This is a genomic window from Psychrobacter sp. Ps3 (assembly GCF_022129275.1).
In the GTDB taxonomy this organism is placed as follows: Bacteria; Pseudomonadota; Gammaproteobacteria; order Pseudomonadales; family Moraxellaceae; genus Psychrobacter; species Psychrobacter submarinus.
In genome coordinates this window covers 1-16,333 of the sequence record NZ_JADQAL010000018.1, presented here as the reverse complement: position 1 = coordinate 16,333, position 16,333 = coordinate 1, and the positions used below count along the sequence as shown (strand labels likewise).

Here is a 16,333-nt window from a genome sequence, read left to right as displayed (position 1 = left end):
GTTATCCACTTTATTATTGGTATATGCTAACAATATTTATTATTGGTATATGCTAACAATAATAGTTAATGACGATAACTAGTGACTCCTTTGATAAGCATTTTTATTGATAAGTGACTAGCAGTGACAAATTATCAATGATAAAAATATTGATCAATTTTACAATTTAATAGGTGATGATATGAAATTTGCTAAAACTTTTGCAATGACTGCGATTACAAGCTCAGCGTTAATTATGACAGGTTGTAATACTGCCGGTTACAACAGTGGCTTAAGTAATACTGCTAAAGGCGCTACTGCTGGTGCAGCCGCTGGCGCTCTTATTAGAAGTGGCGGCGATAGTAAAGATATCGCTCGCGGCGCACTTGGTGGTGCGGCAATTGGCGGTGCTGGTGCTTATATTCTTGAAAACAGCAGATAGTCATACAGCTGTTGTTAATTCTGCTACTGTCATAAATGAATGACAACACCGCTCGAACAAAAAAGCCTACCTGATAAAAGGTAGGCTTTTTTATTGCTCATTAATAATAACGCTTAGCTTATAATTAACGCTTCTCTTTATCCAGATTCTTTAAATAACAGAGCTTTATAAAGAGAAGTACTGCTAGATATTACCCGTTACAGAGCACCGCTGAAAGTATCGCAAGATTGTACATTACCGCTTTCAAGGCCACGAGTGAACCAATCCACGCGCTGTTGACTGGTACCATGGGTGAAACTATCTGGCGTTGCCGCGCGGCCGCTGGCCTGTGCTAGACGATCATCGCCTATTTGTCCGGCAGCGTTAATCGCCTCATCGATATCCCCTGGCTCTAAAAACTGTACTCGTTGCTGATTGCGATTCGCCCATACCCCTGCAAAACAGTCAGCTTGCAGCTCTTGCAATACAGACAGATGATTGCCTTGTGCTTGTGTCACTTGCTGGCGAGCTTGATTCACTTGTTGACTGATACCCAGTAACGTCTGCACATGATGACCTACTTCATGTGAGATAACATAAGCTTGGGCAAAATCACCCGCTCTTCCTCGGTTCTCTTGGTCGCCAGAGCCTTGCTGATCGCCACTGATCCCTAGATTTTGACGCATCTCAGTGAAGAAGGAAGTATCCAAATAAATAGTTTGATCTCCTGGGCAATAAAAAGGCCCAGTCGCGGCGGTCGCGCTACCACAAGCGGAGCTAACTTGACCATTAAATAGTACCAATGAAGGCTCTTGATAGGTTTTTCCGCCTTCATTAAATATTTGTCCCCAAACCTCTTCGGTGTCCGCTAACACCACTTGCACAAATTGGGTATCACGGTCATCACCAGTTGCGACTTCAGTGGCAGAACTGCCGCCGCCGCCCGTGACGACTTGACCCGTTTGTAGCGCGGTCATAGGGTTGACGCCAAACACTAGCCACAAAATACCCGCGATAATAATACCACCAATACCGCCCCCTATCATTTTACCGCCGCCGCTACTCGTGCGCACGTTCGTACTGCCTCTTCTTCCTCTCCACTTCATAATTGCTATCCTCTATATAAATCATTTATTTATTTTATAACTAATCAATAAAGCTAAAGGTTAACTTATTTCTTGAACTACAAAACCGCAACAGAACTTCAAACCTTTAAACGATATTTGCTTTTCTTTAATAGTACAATCTTTACAGATACAGACCATATAGAGTTAGTCTGAGTTTAGATTACTTATTGTATTTTGTATCGCTAACTGAACTTATATATCAGGACAATATCGAATTCTATTTGGTATTTAATAACGGTTGTAAGCTTATTTAAAAACGAGATTTAACTTAGTTTTTATATTGATCAGCCTTTGTTTTGAGCGATAAATCAATATCGTTGTTTTTATCACTTTATACGAAAAAAGACAGTGCAATAAGATTTGTAAATATTGTTTACATTTTTATTGCTCATTACTCACATAAAGTCTTTTCATTCGCAAAAAAAGAGTATAGAATGCGGGGAAGCTGAGTAGCTGTGACCATTGACGGTTGAATATCAAGATACTTAAATATAAATATACTTATAAGTATCTGGTTTTAAGTGTCTATCGTATTCACCCTTTTATTATAGCTAACATACTATTTCATTTTCTGGAGAAACATTATGGATATTAAATTACTAGCATTAGCCGGTATCATGACTGCAACTTTTGGCCTAACTGCTTGCGATAGCAGCACTGAAAACGCCGCTGAAGATTTATCTGACGCTCAAGAAGAAGTGCAAGACGCTCAAGAAGAGCTAAACGAAGCTGCTGCTGAAGGCGAAGTTGTTGCTACTGACGCTGAAGCTGCTGTTGCTGACGCTGAAGCTGACATCGCTGAAGCACAAGCTGCTACTGCTACTGACGAGATGGACGCTGAAGTTCCTGTCGACGGTACAACAACTAGCATGGATGTTGCTAGCGAAACTGATACTGCTGCTGTAGACGCTGCTGACGAAGTTGTGGTTGTTGAAGAGTAAGCTCAGTAATTTATTACACTTGTAATGAATCCTGACTAATAAAAAAAGAGAGCCTTGGCTCTCTTTTTTTTGGCTACTATTTGGTATTTTAACGAACCACTCTTTTAACCAAAAATACTACTTATTTATATCATTCTCAATTCATAAACTTGTCATTAGCTATAAACAAGGGCTCAGAGCCTATAAGAATAGTAAAGCTCTTACATCGAGCTGACTAAGACTTGCTTCAATAGCATAATGGAGCCGAAAGTTTGAGTCGACTATTATCAAGACCAATAAAATAGCACTCAAAATCGAGACTTAAGCTTCAAATAAACGCTCATCGACTTTTTGGCGAAATTTTTGGCCAGTTTTGAAAGTGACCACTCGGCGCGCGGATACGGCTACGGGCTCGCCGGTTTTTGGGTTACGGCCTGGGCGACTGCTTTTGTCTTTGAGCTCAAAGTTACCGAAACCTGAAAGCTTAACTTCCTTACCGTCAATCAAACTCTCAGACAGCTCATCAAAGAAATTTTCGACCAGACAGCGGCCTTCTTGACGGCTTAGGCCTAGATGATCCATTAAATGTTCAATCATATCTGACTTTGTTAAGGTACTCACAGTGCAACTCCTGATTGGTGCGGTAGGCTCCCTTGAATACTATAGTACAGTGACAAAATGAATAGTTACTGTATCAATGGTATGGCTAAGAGAGCCTGCTTTAACTTACGGTGTTATAAAAACGGCATAAGAAAGAATTGATTTTCAACGCTTGTCATTATAAAGGATTTTTTTATAAATTGATGACTAGTTATCATAAAATTCTTTAATAATAACCAGTTAGCATAAGTGAGTGCCGCTTAGCTGTCGCGTAATTGAGCCCCATGCTGCTCGCTCAAAGCCGCAACCACTTTATCGGTCGTTGTTTTGACCGTGTCATCAGACAAGGTTTGGTTATAATCTTGCCATACTAGTGCAAAGGCTAGTGAACGCTGACCTGCAGGTACGTTATCCCCTTGATAAACATCAAATAACCATAAATCAGTTAATAATTCGCCTGCCGCGCTACGTATGGTAGCTTGTAGAGTCTGCAAGCTGATTTTATCATCGACCAAAATAGCTATATCACGGCGTATCTGTGGAAATTTGCTGGGTGTGGTAATCGTCTGCTGTTCACGAGCAAGCTCTAATAAAGGCGCTAGTGAGAGCTGGGCGACCCAAGTGACTGGCAAATCAAGCTGCTTAGCAGTATTAGGGTGTAGCTGACCGAGCCATCCTACGTATAGATCATCTATATAAAGCTTAGCGCTTTGACCTGGGTGTAAAAAGTCCAGCTCACTGCGCTCGTAACGCACTCGCGCGCCGTCGATTAAAGCAGGAAGTAGCTGCTCTACATCATGTTTGAGATCATAAAAATCAATTGCACGGTTTTGGTAGGCTTGTTCATCCCAAACATTACCTACAGCAACGAGCGCTATGCTAGGCGTCTGTACCAACTCACTAACGCTATGACCAACAAAGCTTAGACCGGTCTCAAAAAAGCGCACACGCGACTGTTGGCGATTAAGATTATACTGCACACAGGGCAACAGACTCGATAATAGCGTACGGCGCATCACGGCTAAATCACTCGATATCGGGTTGGCTAGAGCTAATACCTCCCCTAGCGCCTCATCTTCGATTAGCGCTTCTATCTTTGCATCACTGAAGCTAAAGCTGATCGCTTCCATATAGCCGATATCGACTAGTGCCAGCTTCATCTCATGAGTCAAATCTGCAGTATCGTCATAGTCCATACTCACTTGTAGATGAGGCAGGGTACTGGGAATATTGTCGTAACCGTATATCCGTGCAATCTCTTCTATCAAATCCTCAGCAATACTCATATCGAAACGATGCGATGGCGGCGTAGCTTTTAAAACATGCCCTTGTTGCTCTACGTCAAACCCTAATTGAGTCAAAATACGTATCATCGCCTCAAGTTCGATATCGATACCTATCACCTCGCCCACCTTTGCAATAGGTAAAGATATGGGCGCTCGTGAGGGTAGCTGTGTAGGACTCTCAGCACTCACTATAGATCCTGCTACGCCGCCTGTAACTGCGGTGATTAGTTCGCGAGCTCGCGCTAAAGCAAGCTGTGGCAACTCAAAATCAACGCCGCGCTCAAAGCGCTGAGAGGCATCGGTATGCAGACCGAAACGGCGAGCACGACCGGCGATAGCTAATGGACTAAAAAAAGCACTCTCTAGCACGATATTGGTCGTCGTTTCAGTGACGCTGCTGCGCTTGCCGCCCATAATACCAGCAAGGGCTAAGATACCTTGGTCATCAGCGATGACCAGCTCATCACCGCTTAACGTTAGCGTCTGATCATTGAGCAAAGTAACACTCTCTTGCGGCTTAGCCAAACGCACTTGGATATCGCCTTCGATCGTATCGGCATCAAAAGCATGCAGGGGTTGTCCAAGCTCCATCAACACATAATTCGTCACATCGACTAAGAAGTTATGGGTACGTAGACCTGATTGAATAAGCGCGTCACTCAGCCATTTTGGGGTATCGATACTACGATCGATAGCGCTAATCGCTTGCAATAAATAACGCGGGCACTGTTCGGTGGCAGTGATCTTTACATTAGGAGTTTTTACCTCTTCACTAGCGGCAAAAGCTAAGTTTATCTCTGGCGTCTGCATTGATAGCTCGTTAATAACGGCTATTTCGCGCGCGATACCGCGTACGCTAAAACAGTCGCCGCGATTCGGCGTGACAGAGATATCTAATATTTGATTGTCTAAGCCTAAGTACTCACGGATATCAGTGCCAGTTGGAGCATCGTCAGGTAGCTCAAGGAGTCCATCGATATCATCAATCAAATCAATCTCAGAAGCACCGCAAAGCATACCGTTCGAGGCCACGCCGCGTAGCTTGCTTTTTTTAATCTTAAAACCTGTCTTGTCATCGCTTGGTAGCACAGCACCAACGGTAGCTACGGGCGCTTTCATCCCAGCATAAACATTGGGTGCACCGCAGACGATTTGTAATGGTTCAGCAGTACCAATATTGACCTGAGTAACGCGCAGCTTATCGGCATCTGGATGTTGTTCCACACTAAGCACTTCGCCGACGACCACACCACTAAAAGCGCGGGCAACTGCAAAACGATCGTCAATCTCAAGCCCGGCCATTGTTAGCTGCTCAGCTAACTGCTCGCTAGTATTGGCGGGATTCACCCATTGACGTAGCCATTGTTCGCTAATTTTCATAAATATCTCGGATCTGAATTTTATAATAAAGATTCTATAGTAAGGAAAGGCCTATCAGCACCTAGCGCCCTAAATACAAGTCTATAGCAGACAAGCAGTTAGCCAAATTGCTGCAAAAAGCGCACGTCGTTTTGGAAGAATAGACGCAAATCATCGATACCGTAATAGAGCATCGCAAAACGCTCAATACCCATACCAAAAGCGAAGCCAGTATATTTATCGCTATCGATACCGCAGTTGGTTAGTACTTGCGGATGTACCATGCCGCAGCCCATGACTTCTAGCCACTTACCATTATCATCTAAGATGTCGACTTCGGCTGAAGGTTCAGTAAACGGGAAGAATGAAGGACGGAAACGGACAGTCAGCTCTTTGCCAAAGAAGGCTTGCAAAAACTCGCTAATCAAGCCTTTTAGCTCAGCAAAAGTGCTCGACTCAGTGACCATAAGCCCCTCTAGCTGATGGAACATTGGCGAATGCGTTTGGTCTGAGTCGTTACGATAGACGCGGCCTGGACAGATAATACGAATCGGCGGCGCGCTTTGCTCCATAGTACGAATTTGCACTGGGCTCGTATGCGTGCGCAATAAATAATGCGCGTCAAAATAAAAAGTGTCGTGCATAGCGCGCGCAGGATGATGCGAGGGAATATTTAGCGCTTCAAAATTATAATAGTCGCTCTCAACTTCAGGGCCAGTCGCCACGTTGAAGCCTGCTTGCACAAAAAACTGCTGCATGCGCTGAGTAATCATAGTCACAGGGTGCAAGTGACCTTTTTGAGCGCCGCGCGCAGGCAAAGTGATATCGATACTCTCTTTGGCAAGCTTTGCATTTAAGGCTGCAGTCTCAAGTTGCTGCTGCTGCTCGCTCAAAGCTTGATTGATACGGCTACGAACCCCGTGCAACCAGCCGCCGTACGTCTTTTTGTCGTCGGCAGCCAGCTTACCCATTTGTTTTGACCACTGGGTCAGCGAGCTTTTTTTGCCCGTCAGCTGTACGCGCAGCTCTTGCAGTTCAGGTACGGTGGTCGCTTGCGCAATCAGCGCTACAGCAGCGTCGGCCAAACCGTTTAGCTGCGCTTCATCGAGCTCATTTAATTGCGAAGATAGAGTCGGTAGCGCCGACAAATCGGTAGCAACAGGGGTAGTCATAAGACGCATTATTCCTGGTATAGACAGAGTATAGATTGTAAGGGTTTGCGCAAATATTGCAAATTATTTACCGTCTTTTTATCTGGACGGATTAGGGTCTGTTGAACATAGCGATGTTCGCTATCGTAAATTCTTGACCTATTTGAATATGAGGAAGAGACAAAGATACAAAAAAAGCCACCGACTAGCGGTAGCTTCTTTTATATTGACCTAATCATGCTAATTAACTGGCCCTTAATTACTTAACAATAAAGTCTAAGGGTAGCTAATACTTAAGCCAATTCTGCTTTCGCTTTTTCAACTAGTACGCTAAAAGTAGCCGCATCATGCATAGCGATGTCAGCTAGAACGCGACGATCGATATCGATGTTGGCTTTTTTCATACCGTTGATAAAGCGGCTGTAGCTCAAACCATTTAAGCGTGCACCAGCGTTGATACGAGCGATCCATAGACGACGGAAAGAGCGTTTCTTGTTACGGCGGTCACGATAAGCGTATTGACCCGCTTTCGTTACGGCTTGTACTGCTACACGATAAACACGTGAACGGGCACCGTAGTAGCCTTTTGCACGTTTTAGGATTTTTTTGTGACGGCGATTTGCCTGTACACCACGTTTTACACGGGCCATAATTTACTCCAAGATTCTTTAGATATAATAAGCGATAAATTGCAAAGATCGATTAGATGTATGGGCACATACGACGAACTGCTGCTTCGTCAGACTTGGCCACCATCTTTAGACCACGCAACTGGCGAATACGCTTAGGAGATTTCTTGGTCAAAATATGGCTTTTGAAGGCTTGCTTACGCTTGAAGCCATTCGCGGTTTTTTTGAAGCGTTTTGCGGCGCCGCTTCTAGTTTTCATCTTAACTTTCATGATGAGTTGCCTCTTTGTCTTTGATAGAACCTGGTCGTCAAACGATTGTTATCAGCGATTCATAAAATCTGCTCATCAATCAACCATTTGCCTCGAGGTGGGAGGCGCTATTTTAGCAGACTCGCTACTAATTTGCCAACCAAAGTTTCAATTTTTAGCTCTAATTTTAGCTCTAATTAGTGAAACGCTATCATAGTAGCTAGTAGCGAATTCTCTTCAGCGGCAGCCTGTTTATCCTTTTAGCGCGTAAAGCAACCGTTCACCCCTAAAAATATTGAAATTATCCGGCAGCTATGCGTATAATAATTTATTCATATAAATGAATATAATATACTCTAACGATACCCGTTTATACGATTAGCTCGTGTTAGCTCCTATATGAATTTGTATAGCAATACGTGGCATTAATGATTCGGCGAGGGCACTCCCAAACTTCTACCTTTTAAGCATCCTTTTAGGAGATACTATCGATGATACCAACAGACCGAGAATTAGTCTTCGACGATACTGTATTCGTCTTTGAGACGGTCATGCGGGTAAGAAATAACGAAATTGGTGTTGGTAATTTTTTGACGCCAGAGTCTTTATCTCACCTATTGTCTGAGACTCGCGAGCGATTTTTATATGCCAAAGGTATCCAGCAGATTCATGCCGATTACCAAGGTCTTATTATAGTTGATATGCAATTGAACCTTTTTAGTATGGTGCGCACGCGTGAAGCGCTGTTATTTGAGGTAGGCGTACAGCAGTTATCCACTAAAGGCTGCGATATCAATATTAAGGTCACGCGCATGGATGATAGCTCTTTAGTAGCCAAATCACGCCAGCATTTTGTTAATTATGATTATCGATCAGGTAAAGTCACGACGCTGAACAAGACAATCAAACAGGCCCTTGATCAATGTAAACAGGCTAACGCCTAAGCCCTACTTTTCTGTTTTTTCTTGCTGTTTTTCTTATTATCGTATCGCATTCAAGCCACCTGTATAGTATTATCGATCTAGCCTAATGCTAATCAACCGCCCTCCCCTTTTTTATCAGACGCTAGAGACATTATGACTGTACCGGCTTGGCTCACTGCTATCACCTTTAATTCCGACGGACTCATTCCAGCAATCGCTCAAGACCATCAATCAGGACGTATCTTGATGATGGCCTGGATGAATAGCGAAGCGCTGCAACTGACTGCCCAAACGCAAACAGCGGTCTACTTTTCGCGCTCTCGTAATCAGCTGTGGCATAAAGGCGAAACCTCAGGGCATACCCAGCACGTACATGATATCCGCTTAGACTGTGACGCTGATGTTATCGTACTCAGTGTCACCCAGGTGGGCGGTATCGCTTGTCATACTGGCCGTGAGTCCTGCTTTTATCAGCGTTTGGACTTGTCGGGCTCAGAGCCCACTTGGCAAGCAGTGGAACCGGTATTAAAAGACCCTGCCGATATCTATAGCACTAACTCTCAAAGCCCTGAAACTACAGAAACTACGAGTAAAACGAACACTAACTTGGCTGAAGAGAATCATCAAAGCCTGCAAGCTGAAGACTCCATTTTACAGCAGCTCGATCAAGTCCTCAGCGCCCGCAAGCAAGCAGATAGCGATAGCTCTTATGTGGCAAGCCTTTACGCAAAAGGTCTTAACAAGATATTAGAAAAAGTAGGCGAAGAGGCGACCGAGAGCATTATTGCGGCCAAAGACTTGGCCCATAGTGATGCGCAACTAGATAAAGAAGCCTTTGATGCCGCGCGTTATGAGTTTATTTATGAAGTGGCTGACGTGTGGTTCCACAGTTTAATTGGTCTGGCTTGGTTCGATATAGAGTCTGAGGCCGTACTCAATGAGCTGGGACGACGCTTTGGTCTCTCAGGCATCGATGAGAAAGCGTCGAGATAACCTATCATATAGTGAGTTCAGTATAAAAACGATACAGTGGGACTGGAATAAGTTTTTCGCAGCCTCTATCTACGTAGGCACAGCACGCAAGGAAAATTTAGACCAGTTGCACGTTGATATATAATGTATCTGTTTTATTTAGGATCGACTATATGTCGAAAACAAAAGTGCCACTACCTATTTACTCTGTGTGATTGTTGCGACTTTCACCTTTTTGTCATAACGGCAAGGTATAATAGTATTTTTACGTCAGCGTTATGTCTGTATTTTTGTCAAATAGATCAATATTCTATAAAATAACAGTAGCGCGGTGGCGGCAATACTGATGTCAACAACTAAAGAGCAGCATTCACACTCAGAAATCTCAGACATGAGGTCTCAGACATTAAGGATATCATTATGGGCAGTTTTTCTATTACACATTGGCTCATTCTCTTGGTGGTCGTGGTCGTCGTTTTTGGCACCTCTAAGCTGAGAAATGCCGGTAAAGATTTAGGCGGCGCGGTCAAAGGCTTCAAAGATGCGGTCAAAGACGAAGAAGCCGAAAACGTTAAAAAACACCGCGTACTCGATCATGAAGCTGGCGTGCCCCCCAATAGCAGTGCTAATAAAACGCACGGCACCAAAGTTGATGATATTGAAATCAGTCCTGCTGCAAGCGATGATCAACATAAAGTTTAGTTCGACAGAGTAGTTAGTACAGCCGCTACGTTGGTTATTTTTACCTGCTCTATAGATAGTGATGCTCAGGCCTTATGTTTGATATCGGATTTTCAGAATTACTCTTATTTGGCGTTATTGCCTTAATCGTGCTTGGCCCGGAGAAGCTGCCACAAGCAGCGCGTACTGCTGGTCAATGGTATGGCAAAATTCGCCGTACTGTCTCAACGCTACAGTCCGAGATAGAAGCTGAGCTTGATCTGGCAGAGACCCGCCAGCAGATGCAAAAAGAGATGGCAAAAATTCGCGAGTCAGAAGCGCAAATGAAGCGCGAGATGGCTGAGTTACGCGGAAACATGCAAGAGTTTGAATCTGCTCAGAATCACAGCTTAAAAGATGAAAATAATTCTACTAGCTTAAAAAAAGAGCCAAACGCTCACAAGGATAATGATACTGCTGTCGATGCTAGCAAAAGCGCGGCGACGCCAACTTTAGATGAACAATATGCTTATGATAGTGACTTGATGGTTGATAAGCAGTCCGAAGCTATAAATACTGACTCAGCCTCTAGCGACGATATAAATACGCCTATAATGACGCGTCCATGGGAGAATATGTGGTTTCGCTTAGGGGCTTACGATAAGGCGCGTCGTCTGCCTGCTGCGCCTTACATGCCGAATTATAAAGCTGATACTTTGCTCTATAGCCAAACCGATGCGGATAACCCCATGCCTCATAATGGAGAGGCGAGTTTATGACATTGTTTAAACGCCAAAAAAGCCGGCAAGAAAAACTAGCTCATGAAGAGGCAGTTGATAGCGCATCTTTTGGTAGTGTTGATACTAAAAGTGCTCAAGACGAAAAATCCGATGATTTATTAGACTCTCTTGCAGACATGCCCATCACTGAGCATTTGATTGAGCTACGCCGGCATCTAATCAAGATCTGCGCCGCGGTATTAATCGTATTCTTAGCACTGGTTGGTTTCTCACGGGAGCTTTATGATTTTTTATCTGACCCATTAGTGGCGCAGCTGCCTGCTAACTCAACGATGATCGCGACCGACATTACCTCTAACTTTATGGCGCCCATTCGCTTGACTATATTTGTGGCTGCCTTTTTTGCCATGCCTTATATTCTTTATCAAATTTGGTCTTTTGTCGCACCAGGGCTGTACAAAAAAGAGAAAAAAGTCGCAATACCGGTACTATTATCATCGATTATGCTGTTTTATGCCGGCGTGGCTTTTGCCTATTTTGTGGTACTTAAAGGCGTACTTAAATTCTTTATCGTTTTTGCGCCACAAAACGTATTGCCGATGACCGATATAGACAGTTATCTGAGCTTTGCCTTGAAGTTATTTATGGTGTTTGGGCTGACGTTTGAGATTCCGGTAGTGACTTTGCTGTTGATATTGGTCGGTATTGTCTCCATTCAAAGCTTAGAAGATAAACGCCGTTATATCATTGTGGGCTGTTTTGCCATAGCGGCGGTAGTGACACCGCCAGATGGGGTATCGATGTTGATGCTCGCGTTTCCGATGTGGCTGTTGTTTGAGTTGGGCTTATTTTTAGCTAAAATCTTGCTTAAAGACAAAAAAGAAGATCTAGTCGCTGAGCACTCAGAGCATTAACAAAGCAAAAGTGATATCAATGCTTTATGAAATGATTAGTGCGTTATAAGACAATGACTGCTGATAGCAAATGTTTGCTCATAAAGACAAAGCTAATCTGTTAAAATCAGTAGTGCTCATTTACGCATGCGCAACAGACCCTATTCCAATCAAGAAAGCGCCTTTATTTGCGTTTTTTCTCTTCTAATGAGCCATTGTTTACGCAGTGGCTTTTTTTAGCCCCGTGTCTTTTATTTCATGCTTCATTTTATTCTGTTTTACATTTAGGTAGCTTTTTATGTCTGCATCTATGCCCGCTTATATGAGTGACCCTACCGAAGAGCAGCTTGCTGCGCTTAATATGGCGATGGATCATAAATCGTTTAAGGTGGTCGCTTATGCCGGCGCGGGTAAAACGACTACTTTGAAGCTGATTGGTGAGCGGCTGCGTGGTCGCGGTTTGTACTTAGCCTTTAACAAGGCTATAGCTAATGATGCGCGCGCCAAGTTTCCAGGACACGTCGACTGCCGGACCTTTCATTCGCTCGCCTATCGCCATGTGCCGCGAGACATTACCGCTAAGCTATCATTGCCTCGGTTTTCGCCGAAACGCTTAGGTGATGACTTAGGCTTGCAGCCGGTGCAAGTGCGACGGCAGATAGAAGGCTCGAATAAATACATCACTTTGACGCCAGCCCGCCTTGCGCGATTTGTCAGTGATGCGGTGAGTAACTTTTGTAGTACGCATGCCAGCTATCCGGCACCTAGGCATTTGGCCTTCCCGAACTGGCTCGATGATAGTGACGCTGAGCAGCTACGAGAAATGCTCTATCCGGCAGTTGAGCAGCGCTGGCTACAGTCGATTGACGCGCGTCATCCTGCCGGTATCGGTCATGATATTTATCTTAAATTATGGGCGCTATCTAAGCCTACTATCCCGGCCGACTTTATCTTATTTGATGAAGCGCAGGATGCCGACCCTTTGATGATGGGTATCTTGACGCAGCAATCAAAGCAAGTTATCTATGTTGGCGATGCTCATCAGCAGATCTATGAGTGGCGCGGCGCGGTCAATGCGATGAAAAAACTACCGCTGCCGCAAACCTTATTGACCCAGTCGTTTCGCTTCGGCGAACCTATCGCTGAGGTGGCGAATACGTTACTCAAAGCGCTACAAGAAGACGTGCCTCTTAAAGGCAACCCTAATAAAAGCTCCTCTACTGAGAAAGGCATGGTCCATAGTAAAAAAGACGCCATTCTTTGCCGTACTAACGCGGCGGCTATGGCGCAGTTGTTAACCGGTCTAAAGTTAGGCCACCGTGTGGCGCTACAAGCTGATACCGAGCGTATGCTAAAGTTCTGCCAAGCGGCAGAAAACCTCAAAAACGGTAAATCTGCTTATGGCGTGCCAGAGCTAGCGTATTTCTATAACTGGTCGGATGTGCAAGAGTATTCAGAAACCAATGAGGGCAGCGATCTAAAAACTTTGGTTAAATTGGTCGATGATCATGGCACTAGCGTCTTGACGCGCGCGGTGAATAGTTTAACTCGTGTTGAGAACGCCGATTATGTCATCTCTACCGCACACAAAGCCAAAGGGCTTGAGTGGGGAAAGGTACAGCTCGATGATGACTTCTATTATGATGTCACGACCAACGGCATTAAGATTAGCCCTGAAGAATTGCGTTTGCTCTATGTTGCTTGTACGCGCGCCCAGAATAATTTGGACATTCATAATATTAAAGACTTGATATCAGGATTGCAGACAGGGAAAAAAGTGATTTATGGGTCTTAAGTTTAGCTTTTATAATTTCAAGTATGAAGCTCAGATGAGCTAGGGAGTTTCTTCTCTACCATCCCAATAGCGAATATATTTAAAATAAGCAAACAGCCCAATAACACCTGCAATACACCAGCCAAGCTCTGCCCACCACATAAAGGGATCTTGAATATAACGACTTTCAAATAGACCCCAACAGTTCCGAGTCAAAAAACTATACCCACCTGATAATATGGCCGTAAAGCACATCAGTACAAATATAACTTTATAGCCTATCCATTGTAAATCTAGTTCGTCTTCTAGCTCAGATTTTTCACAACATATTAATTTTTCTTTCTTCATAAATCTATGATGGATACCTGTATACATTAAAGCTAAAACCCACCAGCCCATTATCCTTGCAGTAGTATACAAATAACTAAAGTTCCCACTTCCTATCCCTCTAGCATAGCTATTAGGATCTAAAATGTGCGCAATACCTGCAAAAAAACCTAATGACAATATAAAAATTATACTAAAGTTATCAAACACTCTACCTTTCCAAATAGTCCTATGTTTTCTTTTGCGGTTATATAGAGATATAAATAAATAGAATATTATTATAGGAGTTAAGGGTAGCCATATTTCCATCATGTGCTTATTACCTCCTTATGAATGTAACTATATAAAAAACAATAGCCTCTCAACTGAGAAGCTATTATTTTTATCTTAAAAATTTTACTCTTGCCAAATAATAGGAACCTCAGTGTCAGCTTCCTGATTAAAGTTTAGCTTAAATGTACGGGTAGCCGCTTTTGGTTTTGGCATAATTAATAGCTTCCACGTTTTACTGGCTCCTGCTGTTAAGTCAGAGCCTGTATAACTATCCCCTTCAATACTATCAATATCATTGCCTGAGAACTCAATATAGTAAGTTCCAACAGCATCAGGAGCAGTAATGCCTCGTAATTGGATAGTATGAACAACGCCCGCTTTTAGATTATCAATCTTGAATGGCCCTACCGAGCGAGCTGGCGCACTCATTGAATGAATCAATTGACCATTAACAAATAAGGCAAAAGTATCATCGTTAGCTGAGCCATTATCACCAAATGTAATGGCTATATCGCTCTTCAATACTGTCAAATAAGCCGTGTTACTTTTTTCAAGACCTGTTTGATCCTTATCAACAGTGACAAAAATATCTCCTGAAATTGCTTTTTGTGGCACTGTCAAACATAGTTTTTTACTGCTTGCAGTTGAAGGAGTCAAGATGATGTCGCCATCTTCACCCATTAAATGAACTCTATTGTCAGCATTATTATTACTATAACCTGAACCAATAACACATAACTGATCGTTCACTGCTACCGTATCGGGCTCTAGTTTCTTAATAACTAGCTTGGCTGTAAGCTCTAAAACCTCTTCAGGACTTTTGCCTGTGGATGCACCTTGCTCAAAAAAGCTAAATTCGACATTATTTTCTAAGTCTATTAATTCAGACTCAGTTAACGTAATACCAGCTTGTCGACCATTGGCACTAATACCAGATAGAGTAGTTGCGATACTCGTGCCAAACCCGTTATCTCCTATAGCATAACTATTAGCTACTTTTTGTAACCCTATACCTTCGAACTTAATCGTTACAGATCCATCTTCAACATCATGGGCTAAAGGTGTAAAGCTAAATACCTCTAAAGGCCATACGACATCAAATTCAATTTTGGCAGGGACAGTTGATAGATCAGCTACTGCTAATGATATATTTCTAGATACTAAACCAAATTTTATGACATCATAGCCTAAAGAGACAGCATTCACGTAAGGAACTGCTTTTAAACCAGCTTTTATGATGATCTGCTTAGCTATTTCTTCACCTACATCAATACTTAGTTTTTTCTGAATATACTTACTTAATGGACCATTACTAAAAAAATCACGTAAAATAAAGGTCGCAATTTTTTCACCTGATCTTTTCACCTTTTCTTCATCAGACAAACTAGAGTTATTTAAATCATTATAAATAGTATCAATTAATACTGGAGAAGCAGCGACTATAAGCACATAGAGTTCAGAATCATCAATTCTACTTCCAATAAACTTTTGGACAATTGGAACAGCTATACGCTCAACAACTGTTCTAGTCATCACATAGCTACCAGCCCTCGAAGCACCTGCATCTATACTACTGCTACTTTTAGAAGCAATCTTGACCCCTGCCGTCAATCCCGTAGACTTAAACTTGGGAGATTTTGATTACGCAGCCTGACGATAAGAGTCAAACCACATCTGTCTTGGCGATTTATAGCCCAAACCCTTTTGAATTCTAGTCTGATTGTAGTACAGCTCGATGTATCTAATAATATCGTTGATCGCTGCAAATCTAGTCTTATAATCCTGATGATATACCAGCTCGTTCTTTAAAGTGCCCCAGAAGCTTTCTATTGGAGCATTGTCGAAGCAATTACCTTTAGCGCTCATAGATCCTGTAAACTGATGCTGTTTAATGATCTTATGGTAGGCATGGCTGCAATACTGGCTGCCTCTGTCAGAATGGACTATTAGTTTTTTGGCAGGTCGTTTGTTTTTGATTGCCATGTTCAATGCGTGACAGACCAAATCTGCGGTCATGCGTTTGTTGATCGCATAGCCGACCAGCTCTTT

The 16,333-nt window shown here is 43.0% G+C and carries 17 protein-coding genes; 8 read left to right on the top strand and 9 right to left on the bottom strand.

The window, feature by feature from the left end; all coding sequences use genetic code 11:
- The first annotated feature begins 181 nt into the window (after nt 1–181).
- Entirely contained in the window at nt 182–421 is a 240-nt protein-coding gene (locus I3248_RS07285; RefSeq protein ID WP_025646038.1) for a hypothetical protein, read from the top strand.
- Nucleotides 422–618: 197 nt separating this feature from the next.
- Here the strand turns inward: I3248_RS07285 and I3248_RS07280 are convergent, their stop codons facing one another.
- Nucleotides 619–1,506 (bottom strand): neutral zinc metallopeptidase, encoded by an 888-nt coding sequence (locus I3248_RS07280; protein ID WP_238063130.1) that lies wholly within the window; start codon nt 1,504–1,506, stop codon nt 619–621.
- A gap of 605 nt (nt 1,507–2,111) precedes the next feature.
- Between I3248_RS07280 and I3248_RS07275 the strand changes: the two genes are divergently transcribed.
- Nucleotides 2,112–2,468, top strand: a complete 357-nt coding sequence (locus I3248_RS07275; protein ID WP_238063129.1) for a hypothetical protein — start codon at nt 2,112–2,114, stop codon at nt 2,466–2,468.
- A gap of 300 nt (nt 2,469–2,768) precedes the next feature.
- On the opposite strand, the gene I3248_RS07270 is transcribed toward I3248_RS07275, so the two are convergent.
- The 5 genes from I3248_RS07270 to rpmI all read right to left on the bottom strand — a co-directional run bounded on the left by I3248_RS07270 (nt 2,769) and on the right by rpmI (nt 7,743).
- On the bottom strand, nt 2,769–3,068 hold the full coding sequence (locus I3248_RS07270; protein WP_201559483.1) for an integration host factor subunit alpha: 300 nt from the start codon (nt 3,066–3,068) through the stop codon (nt 2,769–2,771).
- A gap of 239 nt (nt 3,069–3,307) precedes the next feature.
- Complete coding sequence (pheT, locus tag I3248_RS07265) at nt 3,308–5,713, bottom strand: phenylalanine--tRNA ligase subunit beta (RefSeq protein WP_238063128.1); 2,406 nt, start codon at nt 5,711–5,713, stop codon at nt 3,308–3,310.
- Nucleotides 5,714–5,811: 98 nt separating this feature from the next.
- On the bottom strand, nt 5,812–6,864 hold the full coding sequence (gene pheS / locus I3248_RS07260; protein ID WP_238063127.1) for a phenylalanine--tRNA ligase subunit alpha: 1,053 nt from the start codon (nt 6,862–6,864) through the stop codon (nt 5,812–5,814).
- A gap of 272 nt (nt 6,865–7,136) precedes the next feature.
- On the bottom strand, nt 7,137–7,493 hold the full coding sequence (rplT, locus tag I3248_RS07255) for a 50S ribosomal protein L20 (protein WP_025646048.1): 357 nt from the start codon (nt 7,491–7,493) through the stop codon (nt 7,137–7,139).
- A 52-nt stretch (nt 7,494–7,545) separates the two neighbouring features.
- Complete coding sequence (rpmI, locus tag I3248_RS07250) at nt 7,546–7,743, bottom strand: 50S ribosomal protein L35 (protein ID WP_025646050.1); 198 nt, start codon at nt 7,741–7,743, stop codon at nt 7,546–7,548.
- A 470-nt stretch (nt 7,744–8,213) separates the two neighbouring features.
- On the opposite strand from rpmI, the gene I3248_RS07245 reads away from it, so the two are divergent.
- The 6 genes from I3248_RS07245 (at nt 8,214) to I3248_RS07220 (ending at nt 13,705) form a co-directional block, all read left to right on the top strand.
- Nucleotides 8,214–8,666 carry a thioesterase family protein gene (locus I3248_RS07245; RefSeq protein ID WP_238063126.1) on the top strand — a complete coding sequence of 151 codons (453 nt, stop codon included), beginning with the start codon at nt 8,214–8,216 and terminating at the stop codon, nt 8,664–8,666.
- A 132-nt stretch (nt 8,667–8,798) separates the two neighbouring features.
- Nucleotides 8,799–9,638 (top strand): bifunctional phosphoribosyl-AMP cyclohydrolase/phosphoribosyl-ATP diphosphatase HisIE, encoded by an 840-nt coding sequence (hisIE, locus tag I3248_RS07240; RefSeq protein WP_238063125.1) that lies wholly within the window; start codon nt 8,799–8,801, stop codon nt 9,636–9,638.
- A gap of 399 nt (nt 9,639–10,037) precedes the next feature.
- Nucleotides 10,038–10,319: a Sec-independent protein translocase subunit TatA gene (tatA, locus tag I3248_RS07235; RefSeq protein WP_201559488.1), complete on the top strand. Its 282-nt coding sequence runs from the start codon at nt 10,038–10,040 to the stop codon at nt 10,317–10,319.
- A gap of 74 nt (nt 10,320–10,393) precedes the next feature.
- On the top strand, nt 10,394–11,056 hold the full coding sequence (gene tatB, locus I3248_RS07230) for a Sec-independent protein translocase protein TatB (RefSeq protein WP_238063124.1): 663 nt from the start codon (nt 10,394–10,396) through the stop codon (nt 11,054–11,056).
- Nucleotides 11,053–11,931: a twin-arginine translocase subunit TatC gene (gene tatC, locus I3248_RS07225; RefSeq protein WP_201611271.1), complete on the top strand. Its 879-nt coding sequence runs from the start codon at nt 11,053–11,055 to the stop codon at nt 11,929–11,931. Before tatB ends, tatC begins: the two co-directional genes overlap by 4 nt.
- Nucleotides 11,932–12,208: 277 nt before the next feature.
- A complete protein-coding gene (locus tag I3248_RS07220) occupies nt 12,209–13,705 on the top strand; it encodes a UvrD-helicase domain-containing protein (RefSeq protein ID WP_238063123.1) in 1,497 nt (498 codons plus the stop codon).
- A 39-nt stretch (nt 13,706–13,744) separates the two neighbouring features.
- On the opposite strand, the gene I3248_RS07215 is transcribed toward I3248_RS07220, so the two are convergent.
- The 3 genes from I3248_RS07215 to I3248_RS07205 form a co-directional block, all read right to left on the bottom strand.
- Nucleotides 13,745–14,323 (bottom strand): hypothetical protein, encoded by a 579-nt coding sequence (locus tag I3248_RS07215; RefSeq protein ID WP_238063122.1) that lies wholly within the window; start codon nt 14,321–14,323, stop codon nt 13,745–13,747.
- Nucleotides 14,324–14,407: 84 nt separating this feature from the next.
- Nucleotides 14,408–15,895, bottom strand: a complete 1,488-nt coding sequence (locus I3248_RS07210) for a hypothetical protein (protein WP_238063121.1) — start codon at nt 15,893–15,895, stop codon at nt 14,408–14,410.
- A gap of 30 nt (nt 15,896–15,925) precedes the next feature.
- On the bottom strand, nt 15,926–16,333 hold a 408-nt coding region (locus I3248_RS07205; protein WP_238063120.1), incomplete at its 5' end, for an IS3 family transposase.

What these genes read in the sequence shown, in the direction of transcription:
- I3248_RS07285 (WP_025646038.1), top strand. Translation starts at nt 182, where the DNA reads ATGAAATTTGCTAAAACTTTTGCAATGACTGCGATTACAAGCTCAGCG.
- I3248_RS07280 (WP_238063130.1), bottom strand. Translation starts at nt 1,506, where the DNA reads ATGAAGTGGAGAGGAAGAAGAGGCAGTACGAACGTGCGCACGAGTAGC.
- I3248_RS07275 (WP_238063129.1), top strand. Translation starts at nt 2,112, where the DNA reads ATGGATATTAAATTACTAGCATTAGCCGGTATCATGACTGCAACTTTT.
- pheT (WP_238063128.1), bottom strand. Translation starts at nt 5,713, where the DNA reads ATGAAAATTAGCGAACAATGGCTACGTCAATGGGTGAATCCCGCCAAT.
- pheS (WP_238063127.1), bottom strand. Translation starts at nt 6,864, where the DNA reads ATGACTACCCCTGTTGCTACCGATTTGTCGGCGCTACCGACTCTATCT.
- rplT (WP_025646048.1), bottom strand. Translation starts at nt 7,493, where the DNA reads ATGGCCCGTGTAAAACGTGGTGTACAGGCAAATCGCCGTCACAAAAAA.
- rpmI (WP_025646050.1), bottom strand. Translation starts at nt 7,743, where the DNA reads ATGAAAGTTAAGATGAAAACTAGAAGCGGCGCCGCAAAACGCTTCAAA.
- I3248_RS07245 (WP_238063126.1), top strand. Translation starts at nt 8,214, where the DNA reads ATGATACCAACAGACCGAGAATTAGTCTTCGACGATACTGTATTCGTC.
- hisIE (WP_238063125.1), top strand. Translation starts at nt 8,799, where the DNA reads ATGACTGTACCGGCTTGGCTCACTGCTATCACCTTTAATTCCGACGGA.
- tatA (WP_201559488.1), top strand. Translation starts at nt 10,038, where the DNA reads ATGGGCAGTTTTTCTATTACACATTGGCTCATTCTCTTGGTGGTCGTG.
- tatB (WP_238063124.1), top strand. Translation starts at nt 10,394, where the DNA reads ATGTTTGATATCGGATTTTCAGAATTACTCTTATTTGGCGTTATTGCC.
- tatC (WP_201611271.1), top strand. Translation starts at nt 11,053, where the DNA reads ATGACATTGTTTAAACGCCAAAAAAGCCGGCAAGAAAAACTAGCTCAT.
- I3248_RS07220 (WP_238063123.1), top strand. Translation starts at nt 12,209, where the DNA reads ATGTCTGCATCTATGCCCGCTTATATGAGTGACCCTACCGAAGAGCAG.
- I3248_RS07215 (WP_238063122.1), bottom strand. Translation starts at nt 14,323, where the DNA reads ATGATGGAAATATGGCTACCCTTAACTCCTATAATAATATTCTATTTA.